Raw genomic sequence first — 15,920 nt, 5'->3', positions numbered from 1 at the left:
CTGTTAGGAATCTTACAGACTGAATAAAAAATGAAAGCCGATTGCAGGTTAAACTACAATTGGCTTTCATTTGTTTACTGCTCTTTTATTTTTTTCTTTTGGATGCCAAGAATCAAGTATCTCAAAATCGGGATACGCTTTAGCAACTCATATAAAACGGGAGAAATGACAAGGACTGAGAAAATGGCAATCAAATAAATTGCAAAAGCAGGCAAGACCGTATGGAACTTCAGAAAATAACAAGAGGCAAGAACGACAAGATAATGAACGATGTAAATGCCAAAGCTTGATTTTGTCATATAAGCTGCAAATTTTGATATTTTGTTGAACCATGCCTTCCCGCAGCCCAGAATCGCGAGAATCGCAATCCATAGGTAGGCATTAGTGAAAATACTTTTCAGGCAGGCATTGGCAGTATAATTCTGACCGAAATAATATACCGTATAAGCGATGCCCATCACGACAGCGATCATTAGCATTGGCAGGTGAATTTTCTGCACTTTGTTTTGAATTCGATCGTGAGAGAATATAAAATAACCGATCAAAAATGCAGCAAAGTAAATACCGAAGCGATAAGTCGTAATAACCGGCATATTGAGAATCTGTGACGCTCCCCAGAGGGGAAGGAAAAGAAGCAGAATCACGAAAAGATTACACTTTCCGCAGAGCATATAAAAATTATCATTAGAATCGATTTCCCGAATCAGCACAAGCAGCAATGCAAACACCCACAGCATCTGGATAAACCATAACGGGCCAATACCGGAAATGGCCATGATTGGGTAGCGGATGAATGCTGGAATCGTATTCCATGCACCACCGATCTTTATATTGAAGTAACCAACCATCCATTGAAACACGAAGAGTCCGAGGGTGGATGGAACAAGCAGCTTCACGGTTCTGTCTTTCATAAACTGTTTATGACTCCGATGCTCCAATGCATACCGGGAGCTGATTCCGGCAATCAGAAACAATAGTACCATGAACCACGGGTATACGAAATACAGCATGGCGTCCTGATACTGTACTTTCGAAAAGCTGCCGATGCCGCCGAGCACACCTACACCGTTGAACAGATAAAAAACGTGATAAACCAGAACCAGCAAAACAGTAACCCAGCGGATATTGTCTAAGTAATGCTTTCTCATTGTCAATTCTCCGACTTATCTGCAAAGATTTTTGCAGCAAGCTCGGTAAAGCTTTCTTTAGGCGGAATAGCAATGCCTTTTTTATTGTCGGCAAGTATGATTAGTGTATCGCCTGACTTGATGTTGAATATGTCTCTTGCCTGTTTTGGAATCACAATTTGCCCCTTTTCACCAACCGTAACTGTCCAAGCATATTTTTCTTTTTTTGTATTCATATCTATCCTCCAAATTCAATAAGTATGATTTGTATAACATATTATACTTATTAAACATAGAAGTCAATAAATCAGAAAAATTCTGACACTCAATTTTGTTTTCAAGTATCATTATAGTATTTGATCTTTACCATTTATTAAAATTGGATCAGAGCTTTTACTGTGTCAGAACATTGTTCAAGTATCCAGAAAACGGATGTACGATTAAAAATGAAAAAGGGAATAACACTAAGTTATTCCCAATAAAAGCCAGGTAAAAACGGAGAGTCCTTTAAGAACACTCCGCATGGTCGGAGTGACAGGGCTTGAACCTGCGACCTCTTGCTCCCGAAGCAAGCGCGCTCCCATCTGCGCCACACCCCGTTAAATTATGATATTAAATTGTTACAATTATAATCTAGCAATTATAGATGAATATGTCAAGTGGAATTGATAAAAAAAAGAAGCAAACTTTAGTTTACTTCTTTTATAAATAGTACATGGTCGGGGTGACAGGGCTTGAACCTGCGACCTCATGGTCCCAAACCACGCGCGCTCCCATCTGCGCCACACCCCGAAATACTATTCTATTTTATACCATAGCTATTAAAAAATCAATACTTAATGTTAAAAATAATTATAAAATATAGGGTTTGTAAATGAAAGCTTAACTTATGCTCCAGCCGGGATTCCCAAAATACGTTACGTAAAAAATTTCTAGTAAGTGTAAGCTTGCGTTCATAAAAGTCTAAGCAGATTTTATAAACTCGCTGCGCTCAGACATATAAAATCTACTAAAACTTTCAAGAACGCCTCGCTAATACTTACTACAAAATTTTTTAATGTGCCTGAATTTTAGAAATCCCGGCTAGAAGCTAAGTTAAGCTTAGAATCACAAACCCTATAAATTAATAAGGTTTTGAATAATTTATTTAAATTAGATTTTATCTTTTTCATCATCCACACCTCTAGTTGGTACCAATGATATGAGAAAACCAACTAATATTGATACGAGTGCAGATGCTATTATGTTTATATATGTTAGATATCTTGTTTTATAAAGAATATATGCTGCAGCAGAGGTTATTATTATAGACAGTAAAAAAATAGTAATAATAAATTTAGCAAATGAGCTAAAGAGTTTTTCGTACATCTTATGGCGTATCGGACCCCTGATTATTTCTCTAAATAGAAAATATGATACAAAAATAAATACGATATCTATACCAGCAGACATTAGAAAATTTTTCATGAAAAACACCTCCAATAAGGTAATTAATAATATTATTACCATACTAGAGGTATTTTACGCACTTAAATGTTGTTAATTATATTATTTTAAATACATTTCACCCACTTTAAATATATCACCTGCACCAACGGTGAGAAGTAAGTCTCCGTCTTTTAAATTCTTGTTTAAATATGATAAAATGTCTTCGAAATTATGAAAGTTAGAACATTTTATATTTCGTTTTCTTATCTCATCTCCTAGAGAATTTGAGCTAACGACACCAGTGTCTTTTTCTCTTGCAGCATATATATCAGCTAGTATAAGTTCGTCGACATTATCGAATGCTTTTGTAAACTCTTCAAATAGATTTAGAGTTCTTGAATAGGTATGTGGTTGAAAGACACAGAAAATTCTCTTATGCGGATAATTGTTTGCTGCACTTAAAGTGGCTTTAATTTCTGTTGGATGATGTGCATAATCATCTATTACAGTGACACCGGATTTAATACCCTTAATTTCAAATCTTCTGTGGGTACCTTTAAAATTTGCAATACCCCTAACTATACTTTCATTAGATATGTTAAGGCAAAATGCAACACAAATGCTTGCCAATGTATTTAGTATATTGTGTTTACCTGGAATATTTAATTTAACATGCATAAGTTGATTCCCATTTTTATATACATCGAATGAAGCACATGCTTTTTTATTGAATTCCACGTTTTTACATGTGATATCACCTTTATTTATACCATATGTTATTACATTGCAATTTGATTCAGATATTACTTTATTCATTCTTTGGTCTTCAGCCAAACATACTAGATAACCATTTTTAGGGATAAGTTTTGCAAATTTAATAAAAGCATTTTGGATATCATCTATATCCTTATAAAAATCAAGATGATCTGCATCTATATTCAGTATTACGCCAATGTATGGAAAAAATTTTAAGAAGGAAGCTTTATATTCACATGCTTCAGTTATAAAATATTGACTGTTGCTTGAACGTACATTGCCGTTTATTGCATCGAGCTGCCCTCCGACTAATATAGTTGGATCCAGATTAGCTTGAAGGCATATATGCGAAATTATAGAAGTGGTAGTAGTTTTACCATGTGTTCCAGCTACAGCTACATTATATTTATGACCTTTCATTATATAACCTAATAATTCAGCTCTGCTCATAACTGGAATATTTAAAGATAGTGCTTTAACATATTCAGGATTATCATTGGATATAGCTGCTGTATATACTACCAAATCTATATTACTTTTTATATTACTTTCAGACTGACCAATATAAATTTTTGCACCAAGTGATGATAGATTATCGGTAATTGGTGAAGTCTTAATATCTGATCCAGAAACTTTAAAACCTCTGTTTAGTAGAATTTGAGCTAAGCCGCTCATACTTATACCACCAATTCCTATAAAATGTATTGTTTTATCCTTATCTTTAATAAAATCAAACGACACCTAAAATCAGCTCCTTTTATATACTCTATCTATTAATTATATACAAAAATTTTTCAAAAAAACATCATTAATAAATTTTATATTGTAAATATTTTTATATGTATGTTTTGTACTGTAAGATATTTAGATAATAAGTTTAGTGGATAAATTTTTATATGCTGCATTTACATATATTAAAAAATATCTGGTTGTAAGTGTTAAATAGTATTGATATTATGAATGTTTTAGAATAGAATATGAATAATAGATTGAATTTGTTTTACATTATTCGTAAAAAACTTGTGTAGATAGGTGGTATAATGGAAAAATTTACTAGAAATCAAAGGGTAGCTGCAATAACTAAAACTTTAATAGAAAATCCAAATAAAATTATAAATTTAAATAAATTTACTAATGTGTTTAATGCGGCAAAATCGACAATAAGTGAAGATTTGGTGGTTATTAAAGATACTTTGAATAAACTTGATATAGGAAGAATTGATACTATATCTGGAGCTGCAGGTGGTATTAAATATGTTTGTAATATATCAAAAGAGGATAGTAGAAAATTTGCAGAAAAATTATGTATTATTTTGAAAAATAGGGATAGAATAATACCAGGGAACTTTTTATATGTAACAGATATAGTTTTTGATCCACAGATAATTCATACAGCTGGTAAAATACTTGCTTCAGCTTTTATAACTAAAGATATAGATTATGTAATAACTGTTGAAACAAAAGGTATACCTCTTGCATATGAGGTGGCTAGAATGTTAGGAGTACAGTTGGTTCTTGCTAGGCGTGAAACTAAAATTACAGAAGGATCTACTTTAAGCATAAATTATGTGTCTGGTTCAAGTGGAAGAATACAGAACATGTCTCTGTCAAAAAAATCATTGAATAGAAATAGCAATTGCATATTCATAGATGATTTTATGAAAGCAGGCGGGACGGCTATGGGCATAATTGACTTATTGAAAGAATTTGAAAGTCAGCTTATAGGAATAGGTGTCTTGATAGATAATTTAGAAACTCCTAGAAAATTAATACATGATTATGTATCTATAGTGGATTTTAAAGGTGTTGATGAAAATGGTGAATCTTTATTATTTCCTTCTAAATTGTTTAAATAAGAAATTTTCAAAAATTTATTGATTTTTTCAAAAATAAGGAGGATAATTATAAGCTATAGAGAATAATATATACATAAGCATCTTGGAGGTGGTTTATATGCAAATTACGGATGTTAGAGTTAGAAAAATAGCGGCTGAGGGAAAGATGAAAGCTATAGTATCAGTAACCTTTGATAATGAATTCGTAGTCCATGATATAAAGGTTATAGAAGGCCAGAACGGGCTTTTCATAGCAATGCCAAGTAGAAAAACTCCTGATGGAGAATTTAAGGACATTGCGCACCCAATTAATACTCAGACTAGAGAAAAAATTCAAAAGTCAATTTTGGAAGAATATGAAAAAGTAAAGAATGAAGAAAATGTTTCTGATGGAAAATCAGAGGAATAATAAAAAGGAGTGGATTCACTCCTTTTTATTATTCCATAATATTGTATTAAGTATTTAATCCATAATGAGGTTGAAAATATGCTGTATATAAAATATAATGTTAGGGGATGTTTTTTATACCATTTAATAAAAAAGTGTAATTTTATGACCATAAAGAGGTGTTATAATGTATAAATGTGCTATAATATTGGCAGCGGGAGAGGGAAAAAGGATGAAATCTTCTATCCCCAAGGTATTACATAAAGTTTGCGGAAAAGAAATGGTAAATATTGTTATAGATGTTGTAGAGGAATCCCGTGTTGAAAATATAGATGTTGTAATTGGTAGAGAAGCGGAAAAGGTAAAGGATGCCACATTTAAAAAAAATGTAGCTTATTCTTTTCAACAAAAACAGTTAGGTACAGGCCATGCTGTTATGTGTGCTAAGGATTTTTTAAGAGGGAAAAAAGGATCAGTTGCAATATTTACCGGGGATGCACCACTAATTACAAGTGAGACTATAGCCAAACTTTTTGATTTTCATGAAAACGGAAGGTATAAGGCAACTATAGTTACATCTATTGTTGATAATCCAGAAGGTTATGGAAGAATAATCAGACAAAAAGATGGTCAGGTATGCAAGATTGTAGAGCATAAAGACTGTAATGAAGAAGAACTTAAAGTCAATGAAATAAACTCTGGTATGTATTGTTTCGACATAGAGAGTTTGATGTCAAGTATTGATAGATTGAATAATAATAATGCACAAGGAGAATATTATTTAACAGATGTAATTGAAATTTTGAAATCACATGAGGGAAAAGTTGGTGGATTCTCAATACCTTTCGAAGAAACTATGGGAGTAAATTCTAGGATTCAGCTTTCTCAGGCAGAAAAAGTTATGAGAAGCAGAATAAATAGGAAGCATATGGAGAATGGTGTTACATTAATAGATCCAGATAATACATATATAGGATTGGATGTACAAATAGAAAATGATACCATAATATACCCAGGTAATGTTCTTCAGGGTAATACTATTATAAAACGTGAATGTATATTATACCCTAATTCTAGAATTGATAATAGTGTAATAAATGAGAATGTGACGATACAAAGTTCTGTAATTTTAGATAGTAAAATAGGCTGCAATACAACAGTAGGTCCATACGCTTATATAAGACCACAAACGACTATAGGAAAATCAGCGAGAATTGGTGATTTTGTTGAGGTGAAGAAATCGACAATAGGTGATAACACAAAAGTATCACATCTTACATATATAGGAGATGCTGAAATTGGAAGCGGATGTAATTTTGGATGTGGCACTGTTGTTGTAAACTACGATGGAAAAGTAAAAAATAAGACTATAATTGGAGACAATTCTTTTATAGGTTGTAATACTAACTTGGTTTCTCCAGTTACTGTTAAGTCAAATACATATATAGCTGCAGGTTCGACGATAACAAAAGAGGTTCCTGAAGGGGCATTAGCAATTGCAAGAGCTAGACAAAAGAACATTGAAGGCTGGGTAGAAAAAAAAGGATTAAAGAAATAAATTTTAGGAGGATTATGTAATGATAACCCATGGTAAAAATATTAAAATTTTTTCAGGTAACTCCAGTAAAGATTTGGCTAAAGAAATAGCAGATCTATTGGGACTGGAAGTTGGAGATGCAAAGGTTTCAACTTTTAGTGATGGAGAAATATCTGTTGATATCAATGAAACAGTAAGGGGAAGAGATGTATTTGTAATTCAGTCTACAGATTATCCAGTAAATGATAATTTGATGGAACTGCTTATAATGATTGATGCTTTTAAAAGAGCATCAGCAGGAAGAATTACAGCTGTTATCCCGTATTATGGTTATGCTAGACAGGATAGAAAAGCCAAGGCAAGAGATCCAATTACAGCTAAATTAGTGGCAGATATTTTGACTGCAGCTGGAGCTGACAGAGTACTTACAATGGACTTACATGCATCTCAGATTCAAGGATATTTTAATATACCATTAGATCATTTATTGGGGGCACCTATACTCGCAAAATATTTTAATCAAAGCGGATTTGGTGAAAGAAATGATGTAGTTGTTGTTTCTCCTGACCTAGGAAGTGTAACAAGAGCTAGAAATTTTGCAGATAAACTTCAGGCTCCAATTGCTATAATAGATAAGAGAAGACCTAAAGCTAATGTATCAGAAGTAATGAATATAATTGGAGATGTAAAAGATAAAACTGTAATATTGGTTGATGATATGATAGATACAGCAGGAACTATAACAAATGGAGCTAATGCATTAATTAACATGGGTGCTAAAGAAGTGTATGCATGTTGCACACATGCTGTTTTGTCTGGTCCTGCAATTGAGAGGATAAAAGAATCAAACTTAAAAGAATTAGTTATGTTAAACACTATAAGTTTACCAGAACATAAGATGCTTGATAAGTTTAAAATCTTATCAGTTGCACCTATATTTGCAGAAGCGATAAAAAGGATATATGAAGACAGTTCAGTTAGTAAGTTATTTGAAGAGTAATCTTAAAGGCATGCAGAGATATCTGCATGCTAATATTTTATTTAAAATTCAAACATAGTTTTAGTGAAATAAGTGTAAATTTTTGTTCGTACTATTTAGAATATATACAATATGTGATAAATTATAAGTATATATATTAATTTTCAATATAAATTTGTGATTTTTAATGGCACAATTTTACGTTGAAAAATTAAATATATTCTAATAATTGAGGGGAGTAAATTTAAATGGAAGGATCTATAGGAAAGATACTTATAGTTGATGATGATGAAAATATATGTGAAGTTATAAAAATGTATGTTGAGAGTGCAGGATATGACACCAGGGTTTCACACGACGGTAAAGATGCACAGGATGTATTTATAGAATATAAGCCGGATTTGGTACTTCTTGACATAATGCTTCCTCATATTGACGGTATAGATGTTCTTAAGTGGATTAGAAAGGATTATGAAACACCTGTAATTATGTTGACAGCAAAAGGTGAAACCTTCGATAAAGTTTTAGGACTAGAACTTGGAGCTGATGATTATATGGTTAAGCCTTTTGAACCAAAAGAGATGCTTGCGAGGATAAAAGCAGTTTTGAGAAGATATAATATAGATAATGAGAATAAGGAAGTTCTTAAATTTGAAAAACTGACAATAGATATAAATTCTTATACTGTTATCTATGATGAAAATGAAATAAAAATGCCACCTAAGGAGTTTGAACTCTTGTATTACCTTGCTAATAATAAAAATAGGGTATTTACGAGGGAACAGCTTTTATGTGAAGTTTGGGGGTATGATTATCCTGGAGATTCGAGAACAGTGGATGTTCATGTGAAAAGGCTTAGAGAAAAACTTCAGGGTGGACCTAATTGGCAAATAGAAACAGTTTGGGGGGTTGGATATAAATTTGAGGTGAAGTAATATGAGAAAGGGTTTATTTTCTAAACTTCTTGCAACATTTACAGTAATAATATCTATAACTTTTGTAATGACAGCATCATATTTGTCGTATTGGTTTGAGGAATATTATTTTGATCAAAGAAAAGGCCAACTTTCAACAGAATCTCAATTTATAAGTGAGGCGGCGATTCAGTATTTGCAGGGAAATATTTTGACAGATAAAATGAATGAAACGTTGAAAAATATAAGTGATTATTTATCTGCAGATATATGGCTTGCGGATAGTTATGGATATATATATGCTGTTTCAAATAACAGTTATAAAAATATTATAGGGACACAGATACTTACGGATGAATTGGAAAAATTAAGATCTGGTCAAACTATTGAGCAAAAAGGTGTACATGGCAACATATTTAAGACTCCAGTACATACCTATGAGATACCTATATTTACAGATGAAGGCAGCTTCAAAGGCGCAATACTTATGAATACATCAATAAATGAATTACGAGAACCTCTTAATAAGGTATATCATATAATTTGGCTTTCTGTTATATTTGCGATTATGATATCGTGTATCATAATATATTATTTTTCTCAAAGAATAATAATAAAACCTCTGGAACAAATTAATCATGTAGCAGATAAAATATCAAAGGGAGATGTTGACAAAAGGGTAGATATAAACTCTAATGATGAGATAGGAGAACTCGCGAAATCATTTAATTCTATGGCGGATTCTTTGGAAGCGGTTGAGAAAAACAGGAGAGAATTTATATCAAATGTATCACATGAAATAAGGTCACCTATAACTTCAATAAAAGGGTTTATAGGAGGTATACTTGACGGTGTGATATCGAATGATAAACAGAACTATTATTTATCAATTACGTATGAAGAGATACAAAGACTAACTAGACTAGTGAATGATTTACTTGATTTGTCGGCCATAGAATCAGGACAATTTAGACTCAGGATAGAAGAAGTTGATATAAACGAAATAATTAGATTATGTGTAATAAAATTTGAAACCAAAATTAAGGAAAAGAAATTAAATGTAGATGTTTTTATGGAGGATGACAGGTTACTTGTTGCGGCAGACCGTGATAGAATAAATCAAGTTGTAACAAATCTTGTAGATAATGCTATAAAGTATATAGGCAATGGTTCTAATATAAAAATAATCAGTAAGGCAAAGGGCGAAAAAGCATTTATATCTGTATATGATGATGGACCTAATATAGCAAAGGAGGATTTAAATCATATATGGGATAGATTTTATAAGGTTGATAAATCCAGGACATCTAAAATAAGTACTGGATTGGGACTTCCAATAGTTAGGTGCATATTAACCCAACTTGGTGAGGATATATGGGTTGATAATAAGGAGCCCCAGGGGGTTATGTTTACATTTACTTTGAGGAGGATTTAAAGAATAATTACACTTTGTTCATATGTATTTAAAAGTATTTTATTATTATATATTGTAATGAATGTAAATATAATATTTTATGGGGTGCAGTCTGATATGAATGATAATAAATTCAAAGAGGTTAAAGATGCAAAGTGGGAGAGTGCAGATATCAATAATGTCGGTATAAAATTTATTAATAATAGGAAAAAATTCAAGATAAGAATTATTATCTATAGCATAATATTTGTATTGATTGCTGCAATTTCGGGAGGAGTTTCAGGTGCATATATAGTAAAAGAATATTATAGTAAAACAAATGATTCTGCGGATCAGTCTTTAATCGGTGCTAAAAATGAGAATGTTCAGACCGGGCATGCATCGGGTGTATCTGAAAATTCTATAAATAGAATTTCTAAAATTGTTGGACCCACTGTTGTTGGAATAAGTGGTGATGGTAAAAAATTACTTGATCAAAAAATAGATGAAAGTGGTTCAGGAATAATATTTGATTCTAATGGTTATATAGTTACAAATTACCATGTTATTGAAGGAGATTCTAAAGTCAAAATAAGATTATCTGGTGGGAAAATTTTGGACTCTAATGTAGTTGGCACAGATCAAAAATCGGATTTGGCTGTTTTAAAAATAAATGCTAAAAATCTACCTGCAGCTACGTTTGGAGATTCATCAAAAGTTAAAGTAGGAGATTTAGCAGTTGCTATTGGAAACCCATTTGGACAGGAATTTGAAGGATCTGTTACTGCAGGAATAATAAGTGCCTTAAATAGAAAGATACAATATGGAGGGTCAACTTACAAGGTTATACAAACTGATGCTGCTATAAATCCAGGCAATAGCGGAGGACCTCTTTGTAATGAAAAAGGAGAAATAATAGGAATAAATAGTTTAAAACTTGGTTCAGATCAGAATGCCCAAGGTATGGGTTTTGCTATATCGATAAATGAAGTTAAAGATATAATTAGGTCATTAATGAGTACTGGAAAAGTATCAAGACCTTCACTTGGAATATATGGTCAAAGTGTTGTTTCGGAAAAAAACAAAATTACTGGTGTATATATAAAAGAAGTAGTTCCAGGAAGTGGAGCTGCAGCTGCAGGTATTAAACCAACAGATATAATAATAGAACTTGACAAGAAGAAAATAATTAAATTTGAAGATATATCTGATATATTGGATAAACATAAAATCGGTGACTCTATAAGTTGTAAAATATTAAGGAATAAAAAAGTAATACAAACAAAGATTATCCTTTCAGATATTACCGCCAAGAATAAATAACTAAATTAGAATTTATGTATGTTGATGGCTCTTTATTTAAGCAGCTATCAACATATTCTGTTGTGCAAATTTTATGGTTTATAAGATTGGAGTAGTAAAATGTTTTTGATAGTAGGATTAGGAAATATAGGAAGTAGATATACTCATACAAGGCATAATGTTGGTTTTGATGTTGTAGATTTGATGAGTAATAGGTATAATATATCAATTAATAGGGAAAAATTTAAAGGAATGTATGGTGAAGGAAAAATAAATAATGAAAAGGTTGTTTTACTCAAGCCTGGTACTTATATGAATTTAAGTGGAGAAAGTGTCATAGAGGTAGTTAATTTTTACAAGATTCCAAGTAAAAATGTAATAGTGATACATGATGATATAGATTTAAGTATAGGTAGAATGAGAATAAGAAATCATGGAAGTGCAGGTGGACATAATGGCATAAAAAATGTGATATACAATTTAAATACTGAGATGTTTTCTAGAATTAGAATAGGGATAGGACAGCCTGAACAAGATTTAATATCTCATGTTTTAGGAAAATTTTCAAAAGAAGATAGGCAGAAATTAGAAAAGGTATTTGAGCTGGCAGCTGATGCAGTTGAATGTTTGATTAAGTCTGGAGTAAATGAGGCTATGAATGAATTTAATGGTGTTACAATATAAGCTGCTTTAGCTTTTATAATTTTATAGGGTGGTTATTACAATGAGACTACAAGGAATGTTGAATCCTTTGATAAATAATAAGGATTTTAAAGGATTATTAAATAATATAGAAGATAAAAGATTTCCAATAGGTGTGTATGGGGTATCTGAATCTGGCAGAAACTATATAGTGGATGGAGTGTATGAGGAAATAGACAAGCCTGTTCTGATACTTACCCATAGCGATGTGGAAGCTAGAAAGTTATATGAAGATATGTCTATTTATGTACCGAATGTATATTACTTTCCCACTAAAGAAGTAGTTTTTTATAATATAGATGCAATATCCGGAGATTTGAGATGGGAAAGATTGAAGATAATTAAGCATATACTTGAACCTCCTAAAAAGAAGATAATAATAACGTGTATAGATGCACTAGCTTCAGTGTATATTCCGGTTGAACTTTATAAAAAGTATATGTTTGATATTAAAACTAATGATACAGTTGATTTTGAGAAACTTAGCCAGAAACTCATACAATGTGGATATGAAAGAGTTGAATTAGTTGATAATAAAGGACAGTTTTCCATAAGAGGAGGAATTCTGGATATTTATTGTCCAACTTCTAGTGAAGCATATAGAATAGAGTTATTTGGAGATGAAGTTGACTCTATAAGAAGTATAAATCTAGAGTCACAAAGAAGTATTGAAAAGATTGATAGTATAAAAGTATTTCCGGCAAAAGAAATAATACTAAGTGAAGATATAATAAAAAAAGGATATTCAGCAATAAAAGATGATTTGAAACAGATTGTTGACAAGTTAAGGTCAAATAAGAAAAAAGAAGCTGCTGAAAATATAAGTAAGATTATAAATAGAAATTTAGAAGTATTAAATGAAAGTTGGAGTTTTGAAACGATAGATAGTTTTCTTCCTTATTTTTATGAGACTACTTCGTCCTTTTTTGATTATGTAAAAGATTACCTTATTATAATAGATGATGTTCAGAGATGCTTTGGAAAATTGGATAGTGTATACTATGAATTTCAGGAAAATTATAAACGCTTCTTAGAACAAGGCAGTATTCTTCCAAAGCAAAGTATGCTTTTGTTAAGTAGAAATTATATTCCACAAGTATTGGAAAAGAAGCCTGTTATCACGCTGGATTCTATATCAAAATCTAGAAAAGTATTAAAGCCAAAGGTAGTAATGGATGTATCTCAAATAACCTTGAGCAGTTATCATGGCAGAATAGGGTTACTTATACAGGATATAAAGGAAAAGAAAGATAAAAGCTATAAAATAGTCATACTTTCAGGTACACGACCGCGAGGAGAGAGACTTGTTGACAGCTTGAGGGAAAATGACATAGAAAGTACTTATAAAGATGTAATACATAGTATTGAACCTGGAGAAGTTGTGATAACATTTGGAAGTCAATTGAATGGATTTGAATACCCTGAATTAAAGCTTTCTGTAATATCGGATAAGGAGGTATTTGGAGAAGCTAAGAGAAAGACTCACAGCAAAACTCCTAAAAAGGGTGTAAGTAAGATAAAAAGTTTTACTGAACTTAAGCCAGGTGACTATGTAGTTCATGCTAATCATGGTATAGGGATTTATAAAGGGATTCATCAACTTGATGTACAAGGACATAAGAAGGATTATCTTGAACTTATGTATGATTCAAATGATAAATTATATGTGCCTGTCGAGCAGCTTGATTTAGTTCAAAAATATATAGGTTCTGAGGGAAAGATACCAAAGATAAATAAATTGGGTGGATCCGAGTGGGCAAAGGCAAAAAGGAAGGTTAAAAGATCTATAGAGGAAATAGCAGAGGATCTTGTTAAATTATATGCTGTTAGATCCACAGTTAAAGGATATAAGTTTTCAAAAGATACTATATGGCAAAAACAATTTGAAGATGAATTTCCGTATGATGAAACACCGGATCAACTTACTGCTATAAGTGAGATAAAATCAGACATGGAGTCAGATAAACCAATGGACAGACTTTTATGTGGAGATGTGGGATATGGTAAAACTGAGGTTGCTGTAAGGGCTGCTTTCAAAGCAGTTATGGAAGGAAAACAAGTAGCATTTCTAGTTCCGACTACGATACTTGCACAGCAGCATTATAACAATTTTGTGAAAAGATTTTCAGATTTTCCTATAAGAATAGATATGATAAGTAGATTCAGAACAGTATCTCAACAGAAAAATAGTATAAAAGCACTTAAAGAAGGGGATATAGATATAATTATAGGAACACATAGAATACTTCAGAAGGATGTTGAATTTAAAGATTTAGGGCTCTTAATAGTTGATGAAGAACAAAGATTTGGTGTAACGCATAAGGAAAAAATAAAGAAACTTAGAAAGAATATAGATGTTTTGACATTGAGTGCGACACCTATACCACGAACACTTCATATGTCTCTGGTTGGAGTTAGGGATATAAGTATTATAGAAACCCCTCCAGAGGAAAGATATCCAATTCAGACTTATGTTGTTGAATATAATGATCAATTGATAAGAGATGCAATTTTAAGAGAAATTGGAAGAGGCGGACAGGTTTACTTTGTTTATAATAGGGTTGAAAGTATAAAAGATATTGCATCTTATGTAAGCAAATTAGTTCCAGAGGCTAGTGTAGCTGTAGCACATGGTCAAATGCAGGAAAGAGAGCTAGAAAATATTGTATCTCAATTTATGAAAAATGACTATAATGTACTTGTAACTACGACCATAATTGAGACAGGTATGGATATACAGAATGTAAATACTATGGTAATATATGATGCAGATAAAATGGGATTATCCCAGTTGTATCAATTAAGAGGAAGAGTTGGCAGAACAAATAGAATGGCATATTGCTACCTTACGTATCGAAAGGATAAAGTACTAACTGAGGTTGCTGAGAAAAGGCTTAAAGCTATAAAAGACTTTACAGAACTTGGGTCAGGTTTTAAAATTGCATTAAAAGATCTTGAAATAAGAGGAGCCGGTAATATGATGGGAGCTTCACAGCATGGACATATGGCTTCTATTGGTTATGATTTATATTGCAGAATGCTTGAGGATACTATAAAGGTTATAAAGGGAGAACTAGATGAGGAACCTGTAGAAACTACTGTGGATTTAAAGGTTGATGCTTATATACCATCTGATTATATAAAAGATGAGGTGCAAAAGATAGAAATCTATAAGAAGATTGCAGCAATTGGTTCTTATGATGATATGATGGACATTGAACAAGAATTAGAGGATAGATTTTCAATAATTCCTGATTCAATAAATAACCTTATAAATATATCTTATGTTAGGAGTATTAGTAAGAATCTTGGCGTAAAGGAAATTAAGGAAAAGGGTGGTGAAATACTATTTTTATTTGAAAATCAAAATAGAATAGACAGCAAAGTTATGAGTGCCTTATTAAAAGAATACTCTAAAAAAATAAGTATAAAATTCATGGATACTCCCGGCTTTGGATATAAGATTAAGGACATGAAGAGGGATAGTTTAGTCTTAAAAGTCAGAGAGATTGTTGAATATATGGCTAGTATTTATGAACAAAAATAATTTTGTAGTAAA

13 protein-coding genes and 2 tRNA genes are annotated in these 15,920 nt (G+C 31.7%); 9 read left to right on the top strand and 6 right to left on the bottom strand.

Going from position 1 to position 15,920, the window contains the following annotated elements; translation table 11 throughout:
- Positions 1 to 74 precede the first annotated feature (74 nt).
- The 6 genes from D4Z93_RS12590 to murC form a co-directional block, all read right to left on the bottom strand.
- Complete coding sequence (locus D4Z93_RS12590; RefSeq protein ID WP_119974009.1) at positions 75 to 1,148, bottom strand: acyltransferase family protein; 1,074 nt, start codon at positions 1,146 to 1,148, stop codon at positions 75 to 77.
- Positions 1,149 to 1,150: 2 nt separating this feature from the next.
- Positions 1,151 to 1,363, bottom strand: coding sequence for an AbrB/MazE/SpoVT family DNA-binding domain-containing protein (locus tag D4Z93_RS12585; protein WP_119974007.1), 213 nt, complete (start codon positions 1,361 to 1,363; stop codon positions 1,151 to 1,153).
- Between the two features lie 287 nt (positions 1,364 to 1,650).
- A tRNA-Pro gene (locus D4Z93_RS12580) sits at positions 1,651 to 1,726 on the bottom strand.
- A gap of 117 nt (positions 1,727 to 1,843) precedes the next feature.
- Positions 1,844 to 1,919, bottom strand: a tRNA-Pro gene (locus D4Z93_RS12575).
- A 360-nt stretch (positions 1,920 to 2,279) separates the two neighbouring features.
- Complete coding sequence (locus D4Z93_RS12570) at positions 2,280 to 2,594, bottom strand: hypothetical protein (RefSeq protein WP_119974006.1); 315 nt, start codon at positions 2,592 to 2,594, stop codon at positions 2,280 to 2,282.
- A gap of 81 nt (positions 2,595 to 2,675) precedes the next feature.
- Positions 2,676 to 4,052 (bottom strand): UDP-N-acetylmuramate--L-alanine ligase, encoded by a 1,377-nt coding sequence (gene murC, locus D4Z93_RS12565; protein WP_119974004.1) that lies wholly within the window; start codon positions 4,050 to 4,052, stop codon positions 2,676 to 2,678.
- A gap of 299 nt (positions 4,053 to 4,351) precedes the next feature.
- Between murC and purR the strand changes: the two genes are divergently transcribed.
- From purR to mfd, 9 genes are all read left to right on the top strand, one after another.
- Positions 4,352 to 5,167 carry a pur operon repressor gene (purR, locus tag D4Z93_RS12560; protein WP_119974002.1) on the top strand — a complete coding sequence of 272 codons (816 nt, stop codon included), beginning with the start codon at positions 4,352 to 4,354 and terminating at the stop codon, positions 5,165 to 5,167.
- Positions 5,168 to 5,264: 97 nt separating this feature from the next.
- Positions 5,265 to 5,555, top strand: a complete 291-nt coding sequence (gene spoVG, locus D4Z93_RS12555) for a septation regulator SpoVG (protein WP_119974000.1) — start codon at positions 5,265 to 5,267, stop codon at positions 5,553 to 5,555.
- A 166-nt stretch (positions 5,556 to 5,721) separates the two neighbouring features.
- Positions 5,722 to 7,092, top strand: coding sequence for a bifunctional UDP-N-acetylglucosamine diphosphorylase/glucosamine-1-phosphate N-acetyltransferase GlmU (gene glmU / locus D4Z93_RS12550; protein WP_119973998.1), 1,371 nt, complete (start codon positions 5,722 to 5,724; stop codon positions 7,090 to 7,092).
- A gap of 19 nt (positions 7,093 to 7,111) precedes the next feature.
- The gene (locus D4Z93_RS12545; protein WP_119973996.1) at positions 7,112 to 8,071 is read left to right on the top strand and encodes a ribose-phosphate diphosphokinase; all 960 of its coding nucleotides are present in this window, start codon (positions 7,112 to 7,114) and stop codon (positions 8,069 to 8,071) included.
- A 227-nt stretch (positions 8,072 to 8,298) separates the two neighbouring features.
- On the top strand, positions 8,299 to 8,985 hold the full coding sequence (locus D4Z93_RS12540; RefSeq protein ID WP_119973994.1) for a response regulator transcription factor: 687 nt from the start codon (positions 8,299 to 8,301) through the stop codon (positions 8,983 to 8,985).
- 1 nt (position 8,986) lies between these two features.
- Positions 8,987 to 10,399 (top strand): sensor histidine kinase, encoded by a 1,413-nt coding sequence (locus D4Z93_RS12535; protein WP_119973992.1) that lies wholly within the window; start codon positions 8,987 to 8,989, stop codon positions 10,397 to 10,399.
- 96 nt (positions 10,400 to 10,495) lie between these two features.
- Positions 10,496 to 11,680, top strand: a complete 1,185-nt coding sequence (locus D4Z93_RS12530; protein WP_119973990.1) for a S1C family serine protease — start codon at positions 10,496 to 10,498, stop codon at positions 11,678 to 11,680.
- A 99-nt stretch (positions 11,681 to 11,779) separates the two neighbouring features.
- Positions 11,780 to 12,343 carry an aminoacyl-tRNA hydrolase gene (gene pth, locus D4Z93_RS12525; RefSeq protein ID WP_119973988.1) on the top strand — a complete coding sequence of 188 codons (564 nt, stop codon included), beginning with the start codon at positions 11,780 to 11,782 and terminating at the stop codon, positions 12,341 to 12,343.
- A gap of 40 nt (positions 12,344 to 12,383) precedes the next feature.
- On the top strand, positions 12,384 to 15,908 hold the full coding sequence (gene mfd, locus D4Z93_RS12520; RefSeq protein WP_119973986.1) for a transcription-repair coupling factor: 3,525 nt from the start codon (positions 12,384 to 12,386) through the stop codon (positions 15,906 to 15,908).
- The last annotated feature ends 12 nt before the right edge of the window (positions 15,909 to 15,920 follow it).

It is taken from the genome of Clostridium fermenticellae, assembly GCF_003600355.1.
In the GTDB taxonomy this organism is placed as follows: domain Bacteria; phylum Bacillota; class Clostridia; order Clostridiales; family Clostridiaceae; genus Clostridium_AV; species Clostridium_AV fermenticellae.
This window is presented reverse-complemented; position numbering and strand designations above follow the sequence as displayed.